Here is a 22,975-nt window from a genome sequence, read left to right on the forward strand (position 1 = left end):
ATAAAATTAGCTATATTTAGGCTTTTAAAAATCGAAAAATAATGAAAAAAATAGGTACTATTTTAATAGCATCAGCATTACTAATTTCTTGTGGAAGTAATAAAGAAGCGAACACTGTAAACTCAAAAATCGAAAAAACACCAACAATCGAAAATTCATTTTTCATTGATTCTATGATGGTTAAAAAGCATCTCTACACCTTAGCTGCAGATGATATGGAAGGTAGAAAATCTGGAACAGAGGGAATTGAAAAGGCCGCTAAATATATAGAAAGCGAGTTTAAAAGAATCGGTTTAATCCCTTTTGAAGGATTAAAAACCTACAGACAAACTTTTAATTTTACGCCGAGAGGGGCTAAAGATGAAATTACAAGCGCCAATATTATCGGGGTTTTGGAAGGAAAAAGTAAAAAAGAAGAATATGTAATTATTTCTGCTCATTATGATCATTTAGGGATGAAAAAGAGTGGAGAAGGAGATGTTATTTTTAATGGGGCCAATGATGATGCTTCTGGTGTTACAGGCGTTTTAGCCTTGGCAGCATATTTTAAGAAAGTTGGCCATGAAAGAACCATTGTTTTTGCTGCCTTTACTGCCGAAGAAATGGGGTTAATTGGTTCTACACATTTCGGAAAAGGTATTAATGCATCAAAATTTGTAGCAGGAATTAATTTAGAAATGATTGGCAAAGTACCTAGCTTTGGACCAAATACAGCTTGGTTAACTGGTTTTGAGCGTTCTGATTTCGGAAAAATTATTCAAAAGAATTTAGCAGGTTCTGGGTATCAATTATTTCCAGATCCATATAAAAAGTTTAATCTATTTTTTAGGTCAGATAATGCTTCTTTGGCGCGTTTAGGCGTTCCGTCTCATACCTTTTCTACAACTCCGATTGATGTAGATAAAGATTATCATAAGGCTTCTGATGAAGCTGAAACTTTAAATATGACTGTTATTACGCAAACGATACAAGCGGTAGCAAAAGGAACGGAAAGTATTATTAATGGTAAAGATACACCTACAAGGGTCGTTTTAGAGCAAAAGACAAAATAGGGATATTTGAAAAATTAAAGAATGTACTACGTTTTTAATGCAACGGGTGTGAGTGATTGTAATAATTCCAATAAATTGAAATTTTATCCTCACAGGAATTTTAATTGCTGATTAAAACAGTTAATTTTGCTTAAAATATTTCGTAAAATACGTACATATATTGATATGAAAAAAGTTAGCTTTCTTTTTTTGTTTTTATTAGTGAGCTGTTCATCCTCTAAAGTGATGATAGATTATGACGCTGAAATTGATTTTTCTAACTTTAAATCCTACGCATTTTATGAAGATGTAGGAAAAGGTTTGAATGAATTTGATGTAAAAAGGGTCATTACTGTCATGAATGCTGAATTACAACAATTAGGTTTTTTACCATCAGATAACCCTGATTTTTTTATCAATATAAAATCAAATATATCAGAAGCTCAAAATAATAATACTATCGGAATTGGAATAGGAAATGGAGGAATAAATGGTGGTTTTGGTGTTTCAGGAGGAATCCCTATCGGGGGTAAAAAGTTAAATGAAGAATTTACAATTGAGTTTGTAAATGCACAAAATAATATTCTTTTTTGGGAAGCCATTTTAAATTCTAAAATTAAGGAGAAAAGAAAGCCAGAAGAAAAAGAACTGCATTTTAAAGCAATAATTTCTAAAATTTTAGAGAAATATCCACCCAAATAACACTAATTTAATTTTGTTATGTTGAATAGATAAATTGAATTGTTTTTTTGTTCATTGGTATAAAAAATCCTCTACAAAAAATAATGTAGAGGGTTTTTTTATGCGTTAAAATTTGGTTTTCTAAAATTGATATCTGATGCTAAAAGCTATATCACTTGCATAATCATTAAAATTGTTTCCAAAACCGAATTCAGGCCTTAAGTCTAAAGAAAGTAAAATTGGAACTTCTGGAAAATTGTATTCTATTCCAATATCACCAGCTGCAAAAATAAAAGTTTCAGAATAATTATCATCATCATTATGTTTACCACTGTAGTTTCCTAAACCACCACCAACACCAGCATACCAGTTAAAGCCACCTTCAATATTCCAAACCCATTGATAAATTGCTGTTGCTTTGAAACCATCGTAATGTTTATTGTCTCTTAAACCTAAATCTATTTCTAATCTATTGTTATTGCCTAAAGCTCTTTGATAGGAAATTTCTCCTCCAAAACCATCATTATCACCCAAACGTAAACCAATAGCGTTTTTAGAAATATCTTGTGCATTTACTGTAAAAGCACCAATTACTAAACTAAATAAGAATACTACTTTTTTCATAATTATATATTTTGGTTAAAATATTAAGGTAAATTTACAGCTAAAAAAAGTTGTTATGAGTTAAATTAGAGGTAATTTTTTTGTTAAAATTTACTGATCTAAAATTGTAATTCTTTCTCCTTTTGAATGACTGCTAAATTCTGGCGCATACATACTTTGTATTGTTGTAATTCCGTTGCTAAAATTACCTGCATTATTTATGCGAACATCATATTCAAAAACATAAACTCCTTTCGGTATTCTGTCAAAAAAGAAGTTTGTAGCAGCATCTTTTGTGGTTTCATAATAGCCTAAATTATCTTGCCATTTGTATTTAGATATCACATTAATTGGTTCTAATCCAGAGGCTCTCATGTCTTTCATGTGAATGAATTCCATGGTTCTATCAGAGCGTAATTCAATCCGTACCGTAATAATATCACCAATTTTTAATATAGTATTTTGGTTGATTTCTTGCAACTCTTTACCAGTATCAGAATTTACTTTTAAGAACAATTTTTTATGCAATTTTAAGGGAGTTTCTGCGGATGTTATTTTGTCTAAATCTTCAAAATATTGCCAGTACAAACCTCCCCAAGCAATTCCGCTTTCTTTTTTGTTGATAGTAATTACTGCCATTTTGGGTGTTATTTCTTGAGCATTCCAAGAAGTTTTAAAATAACCGGAGCCAGCTTCAACTTTTACATCTTTCATTGCTGAGGGATTTATTTTTTGATCACCAACTTTAATATTGACCATTTCTGTCATAGAAATCAATTCACTGCCATTTAAGAGTAAAGCATATACAGCCTCTGTAGTTGCTTTTGTTGTTTTCCATTGATTCGTCTGCTTGTTTTTTAATAACCAAACTTTAAGATTGTCAATAGTTTTTTGCTTGTCTTGATGAATATTGGCATCTAAAACTTCAGAAAAAGTTTCAATCATTAAAGCTTGCGTTTCCACGGGTGCCTGATAATAGTAGTAACCAGCGGTGTTGGTTTTCCAATACATGCCTAATTCATCAGAAGTAATTGAGTTTTCTTTTAATGATTTTAAAATTTTATGGGCACTTGTTTTTTTATCATTTCTAAAAAGTGATAAAGCAATTTGTCCTTTTGCATATAAATTATATTCATTCCAATAGTTTATAGTTTGATTTTGATAATAATCAATAGCAGTTTTCATTTTTTCATCCAAAGATATATCGGTGTAAAAACTGCGCATATATAAATACTGAATAATAAAATAGCTCAAATTGTTTTTTGATAAAAACTCTTGATAAGCTTTTTCTGCTTTCTTTTTCGTTTTAGAATTTTGTCGATTTTTTGAGGCTCTTTTTAATAATTTTTCATAGTTTTCTAAGAGTTCAATATCCAAAAACCGCACCGCTTTTTCAATCATTTTTTTTGTGGATGAATCAAACTCCGCAACGCCTAATTTTGCTAAATGTCCAAAACCCGTTACCATATGTTGCGTGATAAAATTACTTGGATATTTGCCGCCTTTAAACCAAGGAAACACGCCAGAATTCATTTGAATACTTTCCAATTTATGGAGGGCTTTTTCTTGTTCATTGCTCATTCTTGTTAAATCGAATAATAGGGCAATTCTCTTTTTTTGTTCGGTTTCTGATTGCGCATCTCTTAACCAAGGAGTTTCTTGAATAATTAATGATTTTAACGCTTCATTCTTTTCTAAATTAGACAATAATGCATCAGAAGATTTCCAAGCATCAAAAACTTCTTTAATTTTTGGATTTGAATTCGCCATAAAACTCGCCAATGTGTTTGCATAATATCTAGAGAACGTTTGTTCTGCGCATTCATATGGATATTCCATTAAATAGGGCAAAGATTGTATCGCAACCCAGACAGGGTTTGACGTCATTTCTAAAGTCAATTTGTGATTTTTTAAGCTCGAAGAAGCATTATTCTTTAATTTATTTAGCGTAAAAGTTTTGGTTTGATTCGAGCGAATCCATATCGGTAATGTTTCTGTAACCAACATTTTGTTTGTTAAAACAGGCAACACATTTTGCTCGCCATCAGAAAAATCACCAGCTTTTGCCACAATTTTATACTGTACGGTTTGTATATTTTCTGGAATTGATATCTTCCAAGAAACGTTTGTATTGCCATCTTTATCAACAGAAAAATTCTTGTTGGGCTTGGTGTTCTTTAGTTCAATGTTTATCTCTGTTCTAGAAATAGCATCTGTTAAAATTAATTTTGCAACACCATTTAATTGATTATTTGTTAAGTTGGTAATTTTAGCACTCAAGGTAATGGTGTCTTTTTCTCTTAAAAACCTTGGTGCATTGGGTACCACCATGAATTCTTTTTGAGTAACTGTTTGTAAAGTTTTGGTGGCAGATTTTAAGGTTTTTGTATGCGCTAATACTTGCAATTTCCATCTTGTTAAAGCTTCTGGCATCGTGAAGGAAAAACTAACTTTTCCGTTTTTATCAGTTGTTAACTGCGGATAAAAAAAGGCAGTTTCTTTAAAGTCTTTACGTGCTTTTATTTGTGATAATGCCTTGTCTAATTTTATTTGACCAGCTTTTGTAGTGATGATGATAACTCCGTTTGCACCCTTTGCGCCATAGATAGCAGTCGCTTCAGTATTTTTTAACACAGAGATTTGTGCAATTTCATTTTCACTTAAATTAAATTTATCAACAGAAACACCATCAACAATGTATAAAGGTTTCCCATTTCCTAAAATACTTAATACTCCTTTAATTCTGATATTTGAGGCTGTGCTAGGACTACCACTATCATTCATAATTTGAACTCCTTCGGCTTGTTCTTCAAAAGACTGTAAAGCATATCCTACAACTTTCTTTTCTCGATTTATACCATAGCCCATAACTGCAATTTCGTCTAAAGTACTGGTATTTTCTTCTAATTTGATGTCTAGATAAGTTTGATTGCTAATTGTTCTTTCTTCAGATTTATATCCGAGATATCTAAAAACTAATACATCACCTTTTTTAATTTTGATGGAATAATTGCCATCAAAATCTGTTTCTGTGCCAAAATTTGTTCCTTTAATAAGAATTGAAACTCCTGGTAATGGTCCAGATTCGTCCTCTAAAACTCCTGTTATTGTTCCGTCAAAATCGCTTCTAGAACTATTTATTTTTCTTTTGATTTCTTTTAGATATTGTTGATTTATCCAACGATTATTATTTAGACTAAAACCAAACCAATGATAAGAATCATTGCCAATTGAAGGAAACCCATAATACCTTTTTTGATTATTTTTGATATTAAAATTAGTGTTTTTAAAACTTTTGTTCGCGTTACTTACAGCGTAAGAATAATATGGCTTTTTTGGTGTAATCGGATTAAATTGCCAATTATGTGTTTTAAATTCGTCTAAAGAAGCATCATACATCGATGCTAAAATTTCTGCTGCGACTGCATCATTTTTATCATCTTTAATGGTGAAACTCCAAGTTTCATCTTGGCCTGGTTGTAGTTTATCTCTAAAAATATTGGTCATAATTTCTATAGATTCTTGTTTTTCGGGAACATGGATCAATAGGTTTCCGCTATGAAAATGATTATAATTTACAAAGTGGTATTTTATGGCAAATCCGCCAAGATCTTCTTTGTTTACAGGGATTTTAATTTTCTTTATATTGTTGTTTAGTTTGATGAGTTGTGTGTCAATAATTGTATGATTTTTCTCAATTTGAATAACAACCGTCATGTTTTTTGACGCAGAACCAATTTGTATTTCAACTTCATCACCAATGGTGTAAACCTTTTTATTGGTATTGATGGTGAATAGTTTACGATCTACAACTTCTTTATCTTTTAAGGAGAAGAGTGTAATTCTTTTTTCGTCTTTTACTACTTGATTGAATTTGTCTTTGCTTTCTAAAACAACAATATATTTCCCTGAAATCCAGCTTTCAATATTTTTTAAAATAAGTTCTTTGGATGTTGATGTGTCAAAATTTTTATTAAAAACAAGGATGCCTTTCTTCCAATTTTTTTCATCACTTTCAGTATTTGTATAAGGATCATGTGGAAATAAGGTTCGAAAAGTGTTTTCTGAAATATCTTGGTAATCGGGCGCAGGCCAAGGTCTTTGTCTAAGTGGGTTTGTAGGACCTTTTAATTTATAAATTTTGATAGTTCCTTTTGTAGCAACAAACTCGCCGTTCAAGTTTTTTGTGTCAATGTTTAGAAGATGTTCTTTTTTATTTTTATCAATTTTATCATCCATAGAAATGGTCGCCAATAAAGAATGATAACCAACTTTTACTCTTGCGGTCACGCTGTGAGTTTCTCCGTTAATGTCTGTAACATTTGCGGTAATTTCATACTTAAAAATGGGTAAATTTTCTTTCGAAACACTTTCATCAGGAAATGCTTTAAAGATAATTTCAAATTCACCTTGAGCATTTGTAATCGTTTCTCCATTCGTTATTTCTTGCGAGCTAGAATTAAGGTTTGGTCGATACCAATAATACCAATCGGGATATTGTACTTTTCTATGCACCCGATACACCACTTTTGCATCTGTAATATTTGCGCCCGAAAATGCTTTTGCAAAACCGTGTATAGCAACAGAATCATTAATTTTAAAACTTTCTGTTATAGGTTTAAATTCCGTCGAAAATTTGGGTCTTTTATATTCTTCCACAGAAATGGTTGTCCAATTATTGTAGTCAAAATTATAATTATCATAAAATTTGCTATCATGTTCAACACTTTCTTTAACTGTAATAGAAAACTTTCCTGTTAAACCATTATTAGGAATTATAAATGTGCCAGCAACAGAGCCAAATTCATTTAATTTTAACTCTAAGGTTTTTATCACTTGATTATTAACATCATTTAAAGATATTTCTACATATTCGTGTTTCAAAACTTGCGATGTAGCACCTTGTTTTTTGATGACAATCGCTTTAAAGTAAACAGTTTGTCCTGGCCTATAAATGCTTCTGTCTGTGAAAATGAATGGTTTTATAAGGACGTTATCATCTTTATTGTACAATTTTTTATCAGATTCATATAAATAATGGTTGCCAAAAGATGCAAAATCATTTTTAGTGGTCACCGATATATGTACGTTTCTATAGATTTCATTACTCTTAAAAGAAGAAAAACCAAATTTGTTCGTTGTGAGTTTTTTATGGATGTAATTGAGGTTTTTAAAAACTTTATTTTTTAGATGCACGGATGCCTTGTTTATTGGCTTTCCTGTATTTCTGTCAACAACTTGATAATTATATTTTCCATCAAAATTATTTTCAATTAATGTTAAGTTAGTCACTTGTATGGAGGTTGTTCCGTAAATAGAATTATCTTGTAAATCTTTAGTGGTTGAAGCTAAAATTAAATACATTCCGGTTTTAAATTTTGGAACAATTACTTCTGTTGAATGTTGTAAATAATCATGCTCATTTCTTAATTGATGCTTCCAATTTTTTGCTGTCTTTAGTTGGTAGATAAAAGCTTTTTTATCTTCAAATTTGTAAAGTTTAGAAAGCGCTTCTTTTTGTTTTTGATTGATATGATATGCAGTAAAAAATAATTTTGCTACATTCTTATAAGTAACTAATAATCTAGAATTTTTATCAATTGGAATAAATTCTTCTGCTTTTATAGACAGTGCTTTTTGCTTAATTTGACCTTTTAAAATGGCGCATTTTTTTGCGCCAAAACTAGTTGGAAATTCTTTAATTACTTCATCACAAATAACAAGTGCTTCTTGGTTTTTAGATTGTTCCTTATAAATTTCAGCAATCTCAAAAGCATATAGTCCGCTTGCTTCATGATTTGTAAATTGTTCCTTGGATGCAATGAGACGTTCAAATAAAATTGAATCAGAATTATCAAAAGTTGCATGTTGATGTACGAAATTTAATCTTTGAATATCAATTGCTGCAAGTGCATTTTTATTGTTTTCCTTTAAATGAAAAGCAATCAGTTTTTGATACGTTTTTAACGTATTTAATTGCAAAGACAAACTATCTTTTGATGTTATTTGTAAGTTAGAAAATGTTTTAACATCACCCAAGAAAGAAGCATCATCAATATTAAATTTGTAAGCCGGACTCGTAATCGAAGTTTCTGAAGATTGATAAAAATGCAACGCATTATGGGCTAAAAAATCAAACAAAGTGGGTCTATAAATTCTTGCGTCTTTACTGATTTGTAAAATATCAGCAAAAGCTGAAATTTTTATTTTTTGAAGTTTATCAGCATTTTCTAATGAAGCTTTAAATAGATGATGAATTTCATTAAAAAGTGTTTCTAAATCCCAAGTTCTAAAATCTTTTGAATCAACTTTTTGGGACGTTTTTGTACGATTGTAAAATTTGTATCTATTTTCATTAAAATATTGCCAATACAAATTCGCTAAAATATTTTGAAGCACGTTTTTTGTAGGGAAATCACTTTTAGAAATCTGTTCCTTAAAACTATGTATTACTTTTAATTGTGCATCTTCTTCAAGGGTTAAAGAAAATTTACTTTTATAAAATAGTGCTTTTATAATTTGCGGAGAGTTATGTTCTTTTGACGCTTTTTCATAAATATCGTCTGCAATCTTTAAGGCAGATTTTGGTAAATTCTCTACTTCCAATTTTTCTAGTTGGGTCCAAAGATTATCAAAATTATTCTGAGCTTTTGTACTCAAAGAAAAGAGGATAATTAAACAGGTTACTAGTGATTTTTTTTTCATAATATTTAACTTTAAATCAATCAGAAATTATTTAATTCCTATAAAAATACAATTCATATTTAGTTTGTAAGACCATTTTAAGAGTAAGAACAGCTTTTGAATGAGTTTAACTTTAAATGTTTCCTAAAATATAAGAACCTTTTGTATTTTTACTTTTTTAAATTTTTTGTTGATGACTATACATTTTATTGCCATTGGAGGAAGTGCAATGCACAATTTAGCAATTGCTTTACACCAAAAAGGATACCAAGTTTCTGGAAGTGATGATACCATTCATAATCCGTCCAAATCGAGACTAGAAAAATATGGATTATTACCAAAAGAATTTGGATGGTTTCCGGAGAAAATAGCATCAAATTTAGATGTGATTATTCTTGGCATGCATGCAAAGAAAGACAATTTAGAATTGTTAAAAGCACAGGAATTAGGTTTAAAGATTTATTCATATCCAGAGTTTTTATATGAGCAATCTAAAAATAAAACTCGTGTTGTTATCGGAGGTTCTCATGGAAAAACGACGATTACCTCTATGATTTTACATGTGCTGAATTATCATGAAAAAGAAGTGGATTATATGGTAGGTGCGCAGTTAGATGGTTTTGAAACAATGGTGCATTTAACGGGAGAAAATGATTTTATTGTTTTAGAAGGTGATGAGTATTTAAGTTCTCCTATTGATATGCGTCCTAAATTTCATTTGTATAAACCTAATATAGCATTGTTAAGTGGTATTGCTTGGGATCATATTAATGTTTTTCCGACTTTTGAAAACTATAAAGAACAGTTTAAAATCTTTACAGATTCTATGGTTAATGGAGGAAGTATGGTTTATAATGTTGAGGATGAGTATGTAAAAGATGTGGTTGAGTCATCGGAAAATCATATAAAAAAATACCCATATAAAACTCCAAATTATTTTATAGACAACGGAATTACCTATTTGGAGACTGCTGAGGGTAATTTACCATTAGAAATTTTTGGGAAACACAATCTTCAAAATTTAGCGGGCGCAAAATGGATTTGTCAACATATGGGAGTTGATGAAGATGATTTTTATGAGGCTATTGCTAGTTTTAGTGGCGCCAGTAAACGTTTAGAGAAAATTGTTGAAAATAATTCAACCGTTATTTTTAAAGATTTTGCCCACAGTCCTAGTAAGGTTTCTGCAACTACAAAAGCGGTAAAAGAGCAATATTCAGATAGAACAGTGCTAGCTTGTTTAGAACTACATACCTATTCTAGTTTAAATGCTGAATTTTTAGCAGAATATAAAGGAGCGCTAGATTTTGCTGACAAAGCTGTTGTGTTTTACTCACCACAAGCCGTAAAAATTAAACAATTAGAAGAAGTTTCAGCGCAACAAATAGCAAATGCTTTTGAAAGAGATGATTTAATTATTTTTACAAATCCGGAGGAATTTAAAGACTTTTTATTTAATGAAAATATGGAGAATGCAGCGGTTGTTTTAATGAGCTCAGGTAATTATGGCGGTTTAGATTTTGAAGAGGTTAAGCGTTTGGTGTAGGTTTTTTTAAGCCTAATTGAATGAGTTTTTTTATATAAAAATCTTTGTCTGAAATTCTTGTAAAGAACCAAGTTCTATGTTCTGGGTTAAAAATATATTTAAAGATAAGATTTAGTATACCTTTTGTACGCAATCTTCTTTTTATTTTTTTTTGATGTTGTATTCTCAAAGAATTATTTTCTAAAAACATATTAAATATTTCAAGATATTTTTTAGTTTCCAGATTATCATTAAACTCTATTGATTTTGGTTCGTTAAAAAGAATGTGGCAAGAAGCTAAAAAGCAATTTAAAGGTTTTTTTAATTTTTTAAAATCGTCAAAAGCGTTTTTTGTGGTTGTTTTTTTAGATAATAAAAAAACATCATAAGCATTTCGTAATGAGATATTTTTATACAGAAAACCATGGTCATTAATTTGAGATGCAAACACAGACAAGCAAAGTTGATTTTTAAAGCTTAAAAAAGATATTCCATTTATCGTTTGGTAGTCTTTTTTAATAGAATTATAATTAAATTCATCCGCATATTTTTCTATTAAAAGTTCTTTATGAATTTCTATAGCCGATAAATAATTTTTGTGTCGCATTCTGGGGTAGTGCTTGAATTGTGGATGGACATAATCAGTTTTATAATTTGTGAAATACCCATTATTCTGAATAATTTTTATAGCCTTTTCATATTCATTTTTAGAAACAATAAAATCAATATCTCCCACCATTCTTTCTCCAATATCTTCATACAGTCCTTCGAGTAAATTCCCTGTTCCTTTTAAGAAAATGGGCGTACTATTATGAGCCAATAGTAAGGTGTTAATTTCTTTGGCTTCCGATATGATCTGCTGATTTCTATGCCGATTTAAATCGGTTATACGTTTCATGTAATCGACTAAATCTTGCGGCAAATAATCAAGAAAATCGGCTTTTTTTAAGTTGCAATACAGAGTAGGAAAAATAAAATGACTAGTACTTACTTTTACAACAGTATCCCAATCAATATGCCCTGCTTTTAAATCCTTTTCAACTATAATTCTATTATGTTTTTCATGATTTATGGTCAAACATTTTCCGATAAAAAATAAGGTTTCTTTATACGTCATGATTAAATATTTTAATGATTTTTTGAGTATCTGAAAAGCTTATTGAGAACAATTTAAGTTTTTAAATCAATTTAAACATACTACATTGATTAAAAATTAAATTCGACTAATTTTTATAATTCCCTTTTTTAGTAAATATTCTGAACAAATTTATTTCATGCATTTTGTTTATTAAAAATTATAAAACAGTTAAATGTTAGGTTTCGGATTTATGAAGCCAGATTCTACCATTTTTCTTTTCAACCATTTTTTATCTTGAATAGCTTTTAGAAAATAAGTTCTATGTTCTTCATTAAAAATAAATTTATAAATCATTCTTAAACTATGATTTAGGGTTATTTTTTTTGCTGTTCTTTTAGTATGTTTTTTCCTAAAAGCATCATTAGTAATTATTTTGTTGAAGTCTTTAAGATAAGATGTTGTATTTTCATTGGTATCATATAATAAAGAAACAGGTTGATTAAAAGTCTCATAACAAATTGCTAAAAAGCAATTTAAAGGTTCTTTTAATGTATTAAATTTAGGTAAAATTTCTTTTGCCTTTGTTTTCTTGGATAGTAAAAATGCATCATAAGCATTTCTTAACGCTATGTTTTTGTAGTAAAATCCGTGGTCATTAATTTGATTTGCAAAAACAGTTAATGCCAATTGATTTCTAAAACTTAATACATTTATATTGTTAATGATTTGAGTGTCTTTGATTATGGTACTATAATTAAATTCCTGCGCGTATTTTTCGGATAAAAGTTCTTTATGAATTTCTATAGCAGCTATACAATTTTCATGTAGCATTCCAGGATAGTGCTTAAATCCTGGATGGACATAATTAGTTTTAATACTTGTGTAATATCCAATATTCTGAATAATTTCTATAGCCTTTCTAAATTCATCTTTTGAAACAATAAAATCAATATCGTTAACCATTCTTTCACCGATATCTTCATAAAGACCTTCTAGCAAATTCCCTGTTCCTTTTAAGAAAATGGGCGTAATATTATTAGCCAATAGTAAGGTATTAATTTCTTTGGCTTCTATCATGATCTGCTGATTTCTTTCCCGATTTAAATCGGTTATATATTTCATATAATCGATTAAATCTTGCGGCAAATAATCAAGAAAATTAGCTTTTTTTAAGTTGCAATACAAAGCAGGAAAAACATAATGACTAGTACTAATTTTTACGACAGTATCCCAATCAATATGACCTGCTTTTAAATCTTTTTCAACTAAAATTCTATTATGTTTTTCATGATTTATGGTCAAACATTTTCCGATAAAAAATAAGGTTTCTTTATATGTTATCATTAAATATTTTTTGTACCGATGCTATCATTTCGTCATTGTTAGAATACGTTAATTGATGACAATTTAATACTGAAAACCAGTCAAGAAAGTTCTGTGCATTTTCTTTTTTAGGCGATAACCAGGAATCTGGAATTAATTTATGAAAAGCATCAATTTTAGAGATTTTTTGAAAGTTGAGCACAGCATCTTTTTGATATTTGATAAAAACTAAATTTTCACAGGGCAAATGCGAAAAAAAATTGGTATTATTAGGTTTTAAGTATCTTACGATTTTATGCAATCGTTTAAAGTTATATTCGGCTGACGTTTCTAATTCAGGATATATAGGTAATAAGGTTTCTAAACTATTTTTTTTGATCGATATAGCGGCAGGAAAGCTATACACTTCTTGCTTTTCTGCATCAACCGGAACAAAATCGTCTGCCAAACAAGTAAAACCATTTGCTTGTAAAAGTGCTAGAGACGTACTTTTTCCATTACCAGAATCCCCTAAAAATAAGATTGATTTTTCACCATTGCTTATGGCAGATGCATGAAAAACACCCAACCAATCATTCTCTTTTTTCTGATGTATTTTCTGAATCAGTTCCATAGAAAATTTTCCTTGAAAATAATGAATTTCATTGCTATTCCAAGATCCTATCATGGCGTTATCTACAAAAAGAAAAATATGATGATGTTGTATAAAAACTTCAAATTCATTTTGATGCTTGATAACAGCATCCGTTGTTAAATGATTAAATTTGGGATGTACATAAGCAAGTTCTTTTTCCGTAAAATAGGAAACTTTAAAAACAATATTATTTATTTTATAAAATTTTATGTACTCAAAAGATGTTGGTCTTTTAAGATCTCTAAAATCATTTTCTAAATCAGAATGTTTAGAGTGTTTTTCAGTGAAAAATTTTTTTTCTAGTTCTAAAATTAAGTCTGTGGTTTTTTCTATAGGGACATTTAATTCTTGTGATACGACTGCTGCAATTTCCTTAACTGATTTTTTTTCTTGAAGTTGTTTTAAAATATCTGCTGTAGTATTTTCGAGTACCGCATATTTATTGTTCTTTTCAAACCAAACAATCGTTTTGTTTTCGATAGTTTTATGTAATGATAATTTATTTTTCATAAATAATAAAAGTAGTTATTTTCAATTTATAAAAAGATAAAACGGATGAAAAATTTTAAGTGTTTTATTGTAATTTTAAAATCCTATACCTGGTTCTTCAAGCATACTTGTTATTTGAGTTTGATAAGGAACTAAGAACATGTAAGTTCCAAGAGCGGTTAAAGTTGAATATTTACCGTAATCTCCTATTTTTTTAATCGCCTCTTTACGAGTAATTTTTTCTTGTTTTTTTTCTTTCGTATTTTTCATGCTCTTCTAGTTTTAATTATCGTAATTAGTCTGAAGTGATTTTTTTATTTAGTTTGCCTGAAGCTGTCTCGATTTGTATAATATAGATTCCAGTTTCTAAATTTGGTAAAGAAATATCTTGCACTCGTTTTGAGATAAAGTCTAGATTCATTAACTCTTTTCCGAGCATGTTAAATAATTTAATATTTGAGGTTCCTGGAGTAAGACCGATAATTCTTAAGTTAGAATTATTAGTTTTGTACATACTAATGTCCTCTGAATTGGTATCGGTTATATTTAATGTGTTGTTAGCTTTTGTATGTAAATAAAACCTTCCAATTCCATTTAAAGATTCTGCTAGGGTAAGTTTATAAGTACTAGTAGCTTCATCTAGTATGGTAAAAGTATGCAGTTCTCTATCTTCTAAAAGTATTTTAATACCAGTTGGTAAATTTAAAGCTTCGGCAGAAAATGTAATTTCAGTATTTTTATAAGCTTTTACTCCGATGGGAACTACTAAAGATTCTAAATCTTCATTGGGTAATGCTTGTCTTGCAAATGCAATTCCTTGGTTATTTTCTATTAAATGGGTATAGATTGTTGTATTTGAGGAAACTCCATTAAACATTCCGATATCAAAACCAGCATCTAAACCTTTCGTTTTGTCATCTAAATAATTAATTTTTGTTTTTTTAGTGCTGGAGCCATTAGAAATGAATAAATCTATAGAAGTATTAGCGTTCTTGTAAAAAATAGCAGTCTGATGACTTTGCATAGCTTCCGTAATTGAAGCGATACCATTAACTTTAGCGTTTACAAAGAATGCTTGTCCTGGATGAATATACCCTGTTATTAAATCGGCATAAGCACCCGTTGTTCCGGAATCAGGATCCCAAACATAAATAGCTGAAAAGGCATCTGCCAAATTATCATGAGTTGAGGTGTTTTCACTTATAAATGCAGCAATATCTATATAGGAAGGGTAAGGGTTTCCAATCAAATTCCAGTTGTTTACATTTCTTGAAATTACAGGATTTACTTTGCCATCAGGATATGTGCCAGTAAAAGAGTAAGTTCCAGAGCTCGTCCTTTTTAAGGAATACCCTATGCCAGAACTAAAAGTGCTTGTTTCTCCATCTTGCATATAGACCCAAGGACCTGTAGTTTCATTTGGTGTTCCATTTTGATAAGTAGATATTCCTCTATTTGATCCAGATCCGCTTACAATATTATTATTGTCTGCCCAATTATCGTCATAGGTTTCTCCAGCAACAGGAGAAGAAACTAAATGCCATTGATTAGAAACAGCAATGTTGTACGTAACTTCTCCTATCGAATTTCCAGTTACAATTAAAGAACCTCCTGCAGTAATGTTTAGGCTTTCTGGTTCTGTAATTGTTAAATTATTCGTTACAGCTCCAGTGGTAGAACTAATAATTGGTGCAGTAGCAACATCAGGAATTACAACATTATCAAACGCTGTAGGCACTGTGCCTGTGTCCCAGTTCGCAGCAGTTGCCCAATCAGGGCTATCACTACCATCCCAAGTAATAGTAGTTGGTAAAGAACTAGTTTCAGTTACGGTAAAAGAAGAAATAGCATAGCCATCATTAGCACCATTACAATTAAACGAAAAGCCAACAACTAAGCTAGTTGCCGAGGAAACATCTAAATTAGTGATAGCATAATTTACAGGAGTTCCATCCGTATCTCCAGATAGAACAATCGCTGTTTCTACAGGAGGACCATCATCCAAAATATAATAATATTTGAAGAATTCAGTGCTACCATTTTGTACCGCATCAGAAAGCGTAACTGCGAATGCAGCTATATCTAGGGTTGAGATACTAGTAACATCGATATCCTGACTTTCAAAAATCCCTTCACCACCCCAATCAGTTGTTTCCAATTTACCTGAAACAATTTTAAAAGTATTTAAAGTGCTATCTGTAGAGGGTGGTGTGTTGTAAGACAAAAACCATGTATTCGGCGATACACCAAATGGTCCTACCTTTACAGATCCAGCTATTGGTGGTGCGCTAGTTGAATGATCTGCAAAACCATCGTTATCATAAGAAAAGTCGGCATTAAATAATGCACCTTCTGAGGCTTCATCATCTACAATGGTTAAAGTGTGTGTAGCTTGCTGAATAACCAAACCAGTAACCGAGCTAGTTTCTGTAATGGTTAAAATAAGAGTTTCAGAATCTGTGTCTGCATCATCATGAATATCTACGGTAATATTTTGTGTTTCATCAGCAAAAAAAGATAAGGCTGTTGGTGATGTAAATGTATAATCGCTAACTTCTGCCGTGCCTCCTGTAATCGCTACATTTATATCTATTCTTTCACCAAAATAATTATTTACAGAGATCGGAATGTTCGTGCTTGTAAAAGTGATATTTGTCTCTGTTTCTGAACTATTAGTGTCATTAAAACCTATTGAAGGTGGTATTTCATTATCGATAATAGTAACCGTATGTTGATGAATGCCTAAATTAGCAGTTCCGCTAGTTACTGTATAATCGATGATAATAGTTTCATTCAGAAAATCGGTATCATCCTTTATGGTTAAAGGAATCATTAAGGTTTCATTTGCCGTAAAAGTTAAAGGTGTTAAATTAATTGTATAGTCTGCAGGGTCTGCTGTACTTAAAGCATTCACTGTTGGTGTAATGGTAACGCTTGTCATGTAGTTCATTAGAGAAACAGGAATTCCTGATGTAATAACATCTATATCTGTTTCATTAAAAGAACTAGTTTCAGTTTCGAAATTTAGGGTTGGGTCTGAAGAAATTGCTGTACCTGTTAGGATTATATTATCTAAACCAAAAGCTTCATAATTCGCGCCGGAATCGCAAACAACTCTTATGTACATTGAGTTTCCTGTACCTACAAAATTATTACTTGTAATAGTTTGTAGCGCATAGGTTAAAACAACCCCGTTATTGGTGTTATTCTCTCCAATTGCATTGTTAACTAAGTTTAATGGAAAATTGGTGTCTGTTGCTTTAAAATTATAGAGCATAGACCAATCCGTATTGTTCCAAGAATACTCCACACTTAAGTTATCATTAGCATCCCAATCATTTGGAACAGCGCCAAAATCTATCGATAATTTAAAGTTTTCATATCCAGTAACATGAATCGGGCCTGTTGATAAGATGCCTACAGTAGAAATTGTTTTAGGATTTGAGCCAACAAAAAACCAAGAATCAGTGATGTTGGTATAGGGACCATCACTCCTAATTTCATAAATACTGGGATCACTAGGTTCTGCTCTGTAAAAATATTGTTTTCCAGGATTCGTTGCGGGAGTTTGACTAGGTATGTGGTTATAGCCATTTAAATCCGTTTCGAAACCTTGAGAATATAAAGTTGTTTGTCCAAAAGAATTGTTTGCAATTATTACTAAAAATAAAATAATAGCAATTTTAAAAAAGTTTTTCTGTTTCACGTTTTTTTATTTTGTGCTACAAATTAATGTATACACAAATAAAAAGATTACGGGAATCCTCATTTAGCGAAAATTTGTCACTTTTATAATGTATCCGTACTATTTTTATGTTTTTCGTAAATAATAGTATTATTTTTTTTAAAATGAAAAAATAAAATTTCTTAAAGGGAAGATTTATTAAGAGGATCTTAATTTTTGCGCCAAAAGAAAGGTGTAAAAAGAATTAAAACGGTAAATAACTCTAATCTACCAATTAGCATTAAGAAAGAACAGAACCATTTTGCAGCAGAAGAAAGGTGAGCAAAATTGTCTACCGGACTAACAGAACCAATTCCAGGGCCAATATTACCTAAAGAAGAGGCTGCTGCTCCTATGGCAGATAAAAAATCTAAACCAAATAAAGTTAAGATAACAGATGCGATGATAAAAATAAGCATATAAATAATAAAGAAAGAAAGGATGTTAAAAACAATGGTCTGGTTTACCGATTTACCATCATAACGAACAGGAATTATAGCATTTGGGTGTAAGGCTTTTTTAAATTCTAAAAAACTATTTTTTAACATTATAATATGCCTCACAACTTTTACACCACCACTGGTAGAACCTGCGGAGCCCCCTGTAAAAAAAAGTGCAAAGAAAATACCCGTAGCAAAAAAGCTCCACATTGTAAAATCTGCAGTAACAAAACCTGTGGTAGTAACTACAGATGTTACCATAAACAAAGAATGCCTTATGGCACTTTCTGCTTCACCAAAAACTTTTGGATGTGCAATGGTGGTTTGTAAGTTTGGGTCTTGAAAGAAATAAATAATCATCGTGATGATGGCTGAAATACCTATAATTCCGAAAAAATAATATTTGAACTCTTCACTTTCAAAAACTTTTTTAACTTTTCCTTTTAAGGCAAAATAGGTGAGTACAAAATTTGTACCAGCCACCAACATAAAAAATATGATGATATATTGTACAAATGGTAAATTATTATAAAAAGCAACACTGTTGTTTTTTGTAGAAAATCCACCGGTACTCATTGTTGCCATTGCATGATTTATAGCGTCAAACCAAGTCATGCCAGCTACCTTTAATAATAAAAACTGAGCTAATGTTAAGGTAACATAAATTAAATAGAGGCGTTTGGCAGTATCCGTAATTCTAGGATGCAATTTATCTGCTGACGGGCCTGGAGCCTCGGCCATAAAAAGTTGCATACCACCAATTCCTAATAAAGGTAAAATAGCGATGGTTAAAACGATAATTCCCATCCCACCAATCCAATGGGTGGCACTTCTCCAAAAAAGAATTCCTTTTGGCATCGATTCAATATCCGATAGAATAGAGGAACCCGTTGTAGAATATCCAGAAATAGTTTCAAAAAAAGCATTCGTAATATTAGGTATTGCACCAGATAATAAATAAGGTAACATACCTGTAATAGATAGTGTTAACCAACCTAAAGTAACAATTAAATATCCTTCTTTTTTCTGAATACTCGTATTGATGGGTTTGTTAAAGAAAAAAAGTAAAAGACCAATAAAAGTAGTAATAACCCCAGCATTTAAAATACCCGAAGCCTCTGGTTCATCATTAAAAAAACTAAAAGGAAAGGCAATAAACATAAAGCAACCGTTTAAGATGGCTGTGATGCCTAAAAAGCGATAAATTATTTTTAAATTGACGGCGCCCATTTTATTTAAATAAACTCTCTACAGCAGAGATGGCTTCTGGTAAACAGAATACAATTACTTTATCGCCGCTTTGAATTTGCATATTTCCAAAGGACATTAAGGGTTTACCGGCTCTAATGATACCGCCAAAAACGGCTTCTCTAGGAAAGCGTAATTCTTTAATTGGTTTCTTTGTAACTTTTGCATTAGGTTGTACTTCAAATTCAAAAACTTCAGCGTCAATATTATGAAGATTGGCAAGTTCTAAAATTTCACCTTGTCTAATATGTTTAAAAATATTACTGGCAGCAATAAGTTTTTTGTTGATTAAAGATTGTATTCCGATGGTCTGAGAAATATCAATATAATCCATATTCTCTACCAAAGCAATCGTCTTTTTAACACCCTTAGATTTTGCCACTAAACAAGACATAATATTGGTTTCAGAATTACCTGTTACCGCAATAAAAGCATCCGTTTCTCGAATATTTTCTTCTTCTAAAAGTTCTAGATTTGTTCCATCACCATTGATTACCAATGTGTCGCAGAGCGTTTCAGCAAGCATTTCTGCTTTCTCTTTGTCTTTTTCTATTAATTTTACTTTAAAGTTGTCTTCGCAAAGGTGTCTTGCCGTTTTTTGCCCAACACTACTTCCGCCAAGAATCATCACATTTTTAATATTAAATTGCTCTTTTCCGATAATCGGATACAAGTCTTTCATACTATATTTGGGTACGGAAAAATAAACTTGATCATCTAATTTATAGGTGGTATTACCCCTAGGAATAATTGTTTGAGAAATATTTTCTCTTTTAATTGCAATCGTTGTATAATCTATATTCGGGAATTTCTTTTTGGCTTCTTTTACTGTTAAATCCACCAAAGGTGATTTGAATGTAAGTGTGGTTCCCATCACATTAAATAAGCCACTTTCAAATGCTACAGTATCGTTAAATGAAGATTGATTTAATAGCATTTTTATTTCATTGGCTGCTAATTCTTGAGGAGAAATCATAAAATCGACTCCAAATTTTTTAAAATCTACTTCGCAGTCGTTTAAAAATTCAGGATTGTCTATTCTAGCGATGGTTTTTTTTGCTCCTAAAGCCTTACCAATAACAGAAATTGTAAAATTAGTGTTCTGGCTGTCTGTAACTGCTATTAATAAGTCTGCAGAACTAATTCCTATTTCTTTTAATAATTTTATGGAAGTTGCATCACCTTTTTTAGTAATTACATCTAAGTGATTATTAAGGTATTCTAATTTTTGACCATCAAAGTCAATAATATAAGTGTCTTGAGATTCGTAAGAAAGTAGTTTTGCCAAATGAAAACCGACATCTCCTGCGCCAGCAATTATAATTTTCATATTTTAGAATAGAAATAAGGAACAAAGATATAAAGACTTACTGAAGTAAAATAAATAAAACTGTTTTTTCAATCTTTTTGACTGATTTTTGTACTTTTATAAAAATTGATTTATGGAAAAATTGACTATTAAATCTTGGGCTTTAGATGATAGACCTAGAGAAAAACTCGTAGCAAAAGGAAAACAAGCATTATCTGATGCAGAATTGATAGCCATTCTTATTGGTTCTGGCAATAGAGAAGAAAGTGCCGTGGGTTTATCTAAAAGAATTTTAAAATCTGTAGAAGGCAATATTAATAGTCTGGCAAAATTATCAATAGAAAAATTAATTGAATTTAAAGGCATCGGAGAAGCAAAAGCGATTGGTATTATTACGGCATTAGAACTAGGCAAAAGAAGGCAATTAGAAATTGCGCTAGAAAAACCAAAGATAACCAGTAGTAAAAATGTGTTTCATTTGATGCAACCCATTATTGGCGATATTGAACATGAAGAATTTTGGGTGCTTTTTTTAAATAATTCTAACAAAGTCTTAGCCAAAACACAAATTAGTAAAGGAGGGTTAACAGCTACTATTGTTGATGTTAGGTTGTTGTTTAAGAGGGCTTTAGAGTTAACTTCTGTTGGGGTTATAGTTTGTCATAATCATCCTTCAGGAAAATTAGAACCAAGTAATGCGGATAAACAAATTACACAAAAAATAAAACAGGCAGGCGTAACTTTAGATATTAAATTGTTAGATCATTTAATAGTAACTCAAAAGTCTTACTTTAGCTTTGCGGATGAAGGTATCCTATAATTGTTGTTTTATAATTGTCAACATATAATGCACTTCATGCCGCTCTTTAAAATTAAATAGAAAAATTGCGATAACAGAAAAATGATCTTAGTTTATACGCCTAAAATTACACCAAGAGTTCGGTATATATTTAAACATATACTTACGAGAACTTTGTTAATTCCTGTAAGTTTTACATCGAAAATAGAGGAGTTTGTTGCGCATAATGGCCCTAAAGTGTCTTATACAAAAACAGCTTTAGGCGGTGAGTTTTTTATTAAAAGTCACGATTTATTATTTGAGCAAGGCCTAAATGATTTAGAAATTACATTAAATAAATGGGAAGAAGTTCCCTGCTTTTTTGCAACCAATCTAAAATCGGCAATTCCTTTTGATATTTTTGCAGCAAGTTTTTACTTAATTACACGGTATGAAGAATATTTACCGCATGTAAAAGATGCTCATGGTAGATATACAGCAGAACAAAGTTTGGCGTTTAGAAAAGGGTTTTTAGAAAAACCGGTTGTAGATATTTGGGCTTATAAATTTTTAAAACTAATAAAAGAGAAGTTTCCAGACTACGATTATAAAACAAGATCTTATAATTATATTTCTACCATAGATATAGATAATGCTTTTGCCTATAAATACAAAAGTTTAATTAGAACGCTTGGCGGATTTTTTAATGACCTAATTCGTTTTAAAATCATTGAAATTTGGAATCGTTTAGCAGTAACTTTAAATATTAAAAACGATCCTTTTGATACTTTTCAGAAAATTTTAAGACTTAAAAAAGAACATGATGTTAAAACGATTTTTTTCTTTTTAATAGGAGATTATACTAGTTTTGATACCAATGTTTCTGCTTCCAAAAGAAAATATCGATTGCTGATTAAAGAAATGGTAGATTATGCTCGAGTTGGGTTACACCCTTCTTATTTTTCAATGAAAAATGCACTACTTCTAAAGAAAGAAAAAGAACGTTTAGAAAGTATTACAAATATGCCTGTGCAACGATCTAGACAACATTACTTAAGGTTTAGTTTACCTGATACCTATCAAAATTTAATAGATTTAGAAATAGAGGAAGATTACTCTATGGGCTATGCAAGCAATGTTGGTTTTAGGGCAAGCACTTGTACGCCTTTTTATTTTTATGATTTAGATTTCGAAATTCAAACACCTTTAAAAATATTTCCTTTTGCCTTAATGGACACTACTTTAAATGATTATATGCAGTTAACTCCGAAACAATCTTTAGGTAGAATAAGAGATTTAAAAAATGAGGTAAAAGCTGTCAACGGAACTTTTATCACATTGTTTCATAACGAAAGTTTAAGCGATTATTTGCGCTGGAAAGGTTGGAAACGTTTGTATGAATCGATGTTAAAAATTGCGACTTCTTAA

14 protein-coding genes are annotated in these 22,975 nt (G+C 30.6%); 5 read left to right on the forward strand and 9 right to left on the reverse strand.

Translation table 11 applies throughout. From position 1 onward, the window contains the following. Window positions 1-41: 41 nt before the first annotated feature. Window positions 42-1,052, forward strand: a complete 1,011-nt coding sequence (locus tag K8354_RS01090) for a M28 family peptidase (protein ID WP_223444749.1) — start codon at window positions 42-44, stop codon at window positions 1,050-1,052. A gap of 165 nt (window positions 1,053-1,217) precedes the next feature. Next, complete coding sequence (locus tag K8354_RS01095) at window positions 1,218-1,733, forward strand: DUF4136 domain-containing protein (RefSeq protein ID WP_223444751.1); 516 nt, start codon at window positions 1,218-1,220, stop codon at window positions 1,731-1,733. A gap of 120 nt (window positions 1,734-1,853) precedes the next feature. Here the strand turns inward: K8354_RS01095 and K8354_RS01100 are convergent, their stop codons facing one another. Continuing rightward, complete coding sequence (locus K8354_RS01100; protein ID WP_223444754.1) at window positions 1,854-2,336, reverse strand: hypothetical protein; 483 nt, start codon at window positions 2,334-2,336, stop codon at window positions 1,854-1,856. Window positions 2,337-2,426: 90 nt separating this feature from the next. Further along, a complete protein-coding gene (locus K8354_RS01105; protein ID WP_223444757.1) occupies window positions 2,427-9,020 on the reverse strand; it encodes an alpha-2-macroglobulin family protein in 6,594 nt (2,197 codons plus the stop codon). Between the two features lie 172 nt (window positions 9,021-9,192). Here K8354_RS01105 and K8354_RS01110 point away from each other — a divergent pair, with 172 nt between their 5' ends. Beyond that, window positions 9,193-10,545, forward strand: a complete 1,353-nt coding sequence (locus K8354_RS01110; protein WP_223444759.1) for a UDP-N-acetylmuramate--L-alanine ligase — start codon at window positions 9,193-9,195, stop codon at window positions 10,543-10,545. Here the strand turns inward: K8354_RS01110 and K8354_RS01115 are convergent. From K8354_RS01115 to trkA, 7 genes are all read right to left on the reverse strand, one after another. After that, window positions 10,529-11,641 (reverse strand): nucleotidyltransferase domain-containing protein, encoded by a 1,113-nt coding sequence (locus K8354_RS01115; RefSeq protein WP_223444761.1) that lies wholly within the window; start codon window positions 11,639-11,641, stop codon window positions 10,529-10,531. The genes K8354_RS01110 and K8354_RS01115 overlap by 17 nt on opposite strands. Before the next feature lie 189 nt (window positions 11,642-11,830). Further along, the gene (locus tag K8354_RS01120; protein ID WP_223444762.1) at window positions 11,831-12,946 is read right to left on the reverse strand and encodes a nucleotidyltransferase domain-containing protein; all 1,116 of its coding nucleotides are present in this window, start codon (window positions 12,944-12,946) and stop codon (window positions 11,831-11,833) included. Then, a complete protein-coding gene (locus K8354_RS01125) occupies window positions 12,933-14,069 on the reverse strand; it encodes a phosphoenolpyruvate carboxykinase (ATP) (RefSeq protein WP_223444763.1) in 1,137 nt (378 codons plus the stop codon). The genes K8354_RS01120 and K8354_RS01125 overlap by 14 nt, the downstream gene beginning before the upstream one ends. A gap of 75 nt (window positions 14,070-14,144) precedes the next feature. Next, the gene (locus K8354_RS01130) at window positions 14,145-14,318 is read right to left on the reverse strand and encodes a hypothetical protein (protein ID WP_223444764.1); all 174 of its coding nucleotides are present in this window, start codon (window positions 14,316-14,318) and stop codon (window positions 14,145-14,147) included. 25 nt (window positions 14,319-14,343) lie between these two features. Then, entirely contained in the window at window positions 14,344-17,754 is a 3,411-nt protein-coding gene (locus K8354_RS01135) for a T9SS type A sorting domain-containing protein (protein WP_223444765.1), read from the reverse strand. Window positions 17,755-17,942: 188 nt separating this feature from the next. Then, window positions 17,943-19,442: a TrkH family potassium uptake protein gene (locus tag K8354_RS01140; RefSeq protein ID WP_223444766.1), complete on the reverse strand. Its 1,500-nt coding sequence runs from the start codon at window positions 19,440-19,442 to the stop codon at window positions 17,943-17,945. Window position 19,443: 1 nt separating this feature from the next. Beyond that, window positions 19,444-20,790 carry a Trk system potassium transporter TrkA gene (trkA, locus tag K8354_RS01145; RefSeq protein WP_223444767.1) on the reverse strand — a complete coding sequence of 449 codons (1,347 nt, stop codon included), beginning with the start codon at window positions 20,788-20,790 and terminating at the stop codon, window positions 19,444-19,446. Window positions 20,791-20,902: 112 nt separating this feature from the next. Between trkA and radC the strand changes: the two genes are divergently transcribed. Both radC and K8354_RS01155 read left to right on the forward strand, forming a co-directional pair. Further along, window positions 20,903-21,589 (forward strand): RadC family protein, encoded by a 687-nt coding sequence (radC, locus tag K8354_RS01150; protein ID WP_223444768.1) that lies wholly within the window; start codon window positions 20,903-20,905, stop codon window positions 21,587-21,589. Window positions 21,590-21,670: 81 nt separating this feature from the next. After that, window positions 21,671-22,975, forward strand: coding sequence for a polysaccharide deacetylase family protein (locus tag K8354_RS01155; protein ID WP_223444769.1), 1,305 nt, complete (start codon window positions 21,671-21,673; stop codon window positions 22,973-22,975).

It is taken from the genome of Polaribacter litorisediminis (genome assembly GCF_019968605.1).
GTDB classification, from domain to species: Bacteria; Bacteroidota; Bacteroidia; order Flavobacteriales; family Flavobacteriaceae; genus Polaribacter; species Polaribacter litorisediminis.

Coding starts and splice junctions, on each gene's coding strand:
- K8354_RS01090 (WP_223444749.1), top strand. CDS start 42: ATGAAAAAAATAGGTACTATTTTAATAGCATCAGCATTACTAATTTCT.
- K8354_RS01095 (WP_223444751.1), top strand. CDS start 1,218: ATGAAAAAAGTTAGCTTTCTTTTTTTGTTTTTATTAGTGAGCTGTTCA.
- K8354_RS01100 (WP_223444754.1), bottom strand. CDS start 2,336: ATGAAAAAAGTAGTATTCTTATTTAGTTTAGTAATTGGTGCTTTTACA.
- K8354_RS01105 (WP_223444757.1), bottom strand. CDS start 9,020: ATGAAAAAAAAATCACTAGTAACCTGTTTAATTATCCTCTTTTCTTTG.
- K8354_RS01110 (WP_223444759.1), top strand. CDS start 9,193: ATGACTATACATTTTATTGCCATTGGAGGAAGTGCAATGCACAATTTA.
- K8354_RS01115 (WP_223444761.1), bottom strand. CDS start 11,641: ATGACGTATAAAGAAACCTTATTTTTTATCGGAAAATGTTTGACCATA.
- K8354_RS01120 (WP_223444762.1), bottom strand. CDS start 12,946: ATGATAACATATAAAGAAACCTTATTTTTTATCGGAAAATGTTTGACC.
- K8354_RS01125 (WP_223444763.1), bottom strand. CDS start 14,069: ATGAAAAATAAATTATCATTACATAAAACTATCGAAAACAAAACGATT.
- K8354_RS01130 (WP_223444764.1), bottom strand. CDS start 14,318: ATGAAAAATACGAAAGAAAAAAAACAAGAAAAAATTACTCGTAAAGAG.
- K8354_RS01140 (WP_223444766.1), bottom strand. CDS start 19,442: ATGGGCGCCGTCAATTTAAAAATAATTTATCGCTTTTTAGGCATCACA.
- trkA (WP_223444767.1), bottom strand. CDS start 20,790: ATGAAAATTATAATTGCTGGCGCAGGAGATGTCGGTTTTCATTTGGCA.
- radC (WP_223444768.1), top strand. CDS start 20,903: ATGGAAAAATTGACTATTAAATCTTGGGCTTTAGATGATAGACCTAGA.
- K8354_RS01155 (WP_223444769.1), top strand. CDS start 21,671: ATGATCTTAGTTTATACGCCTAAAATTACACCAAGAGTTCGGTATATA.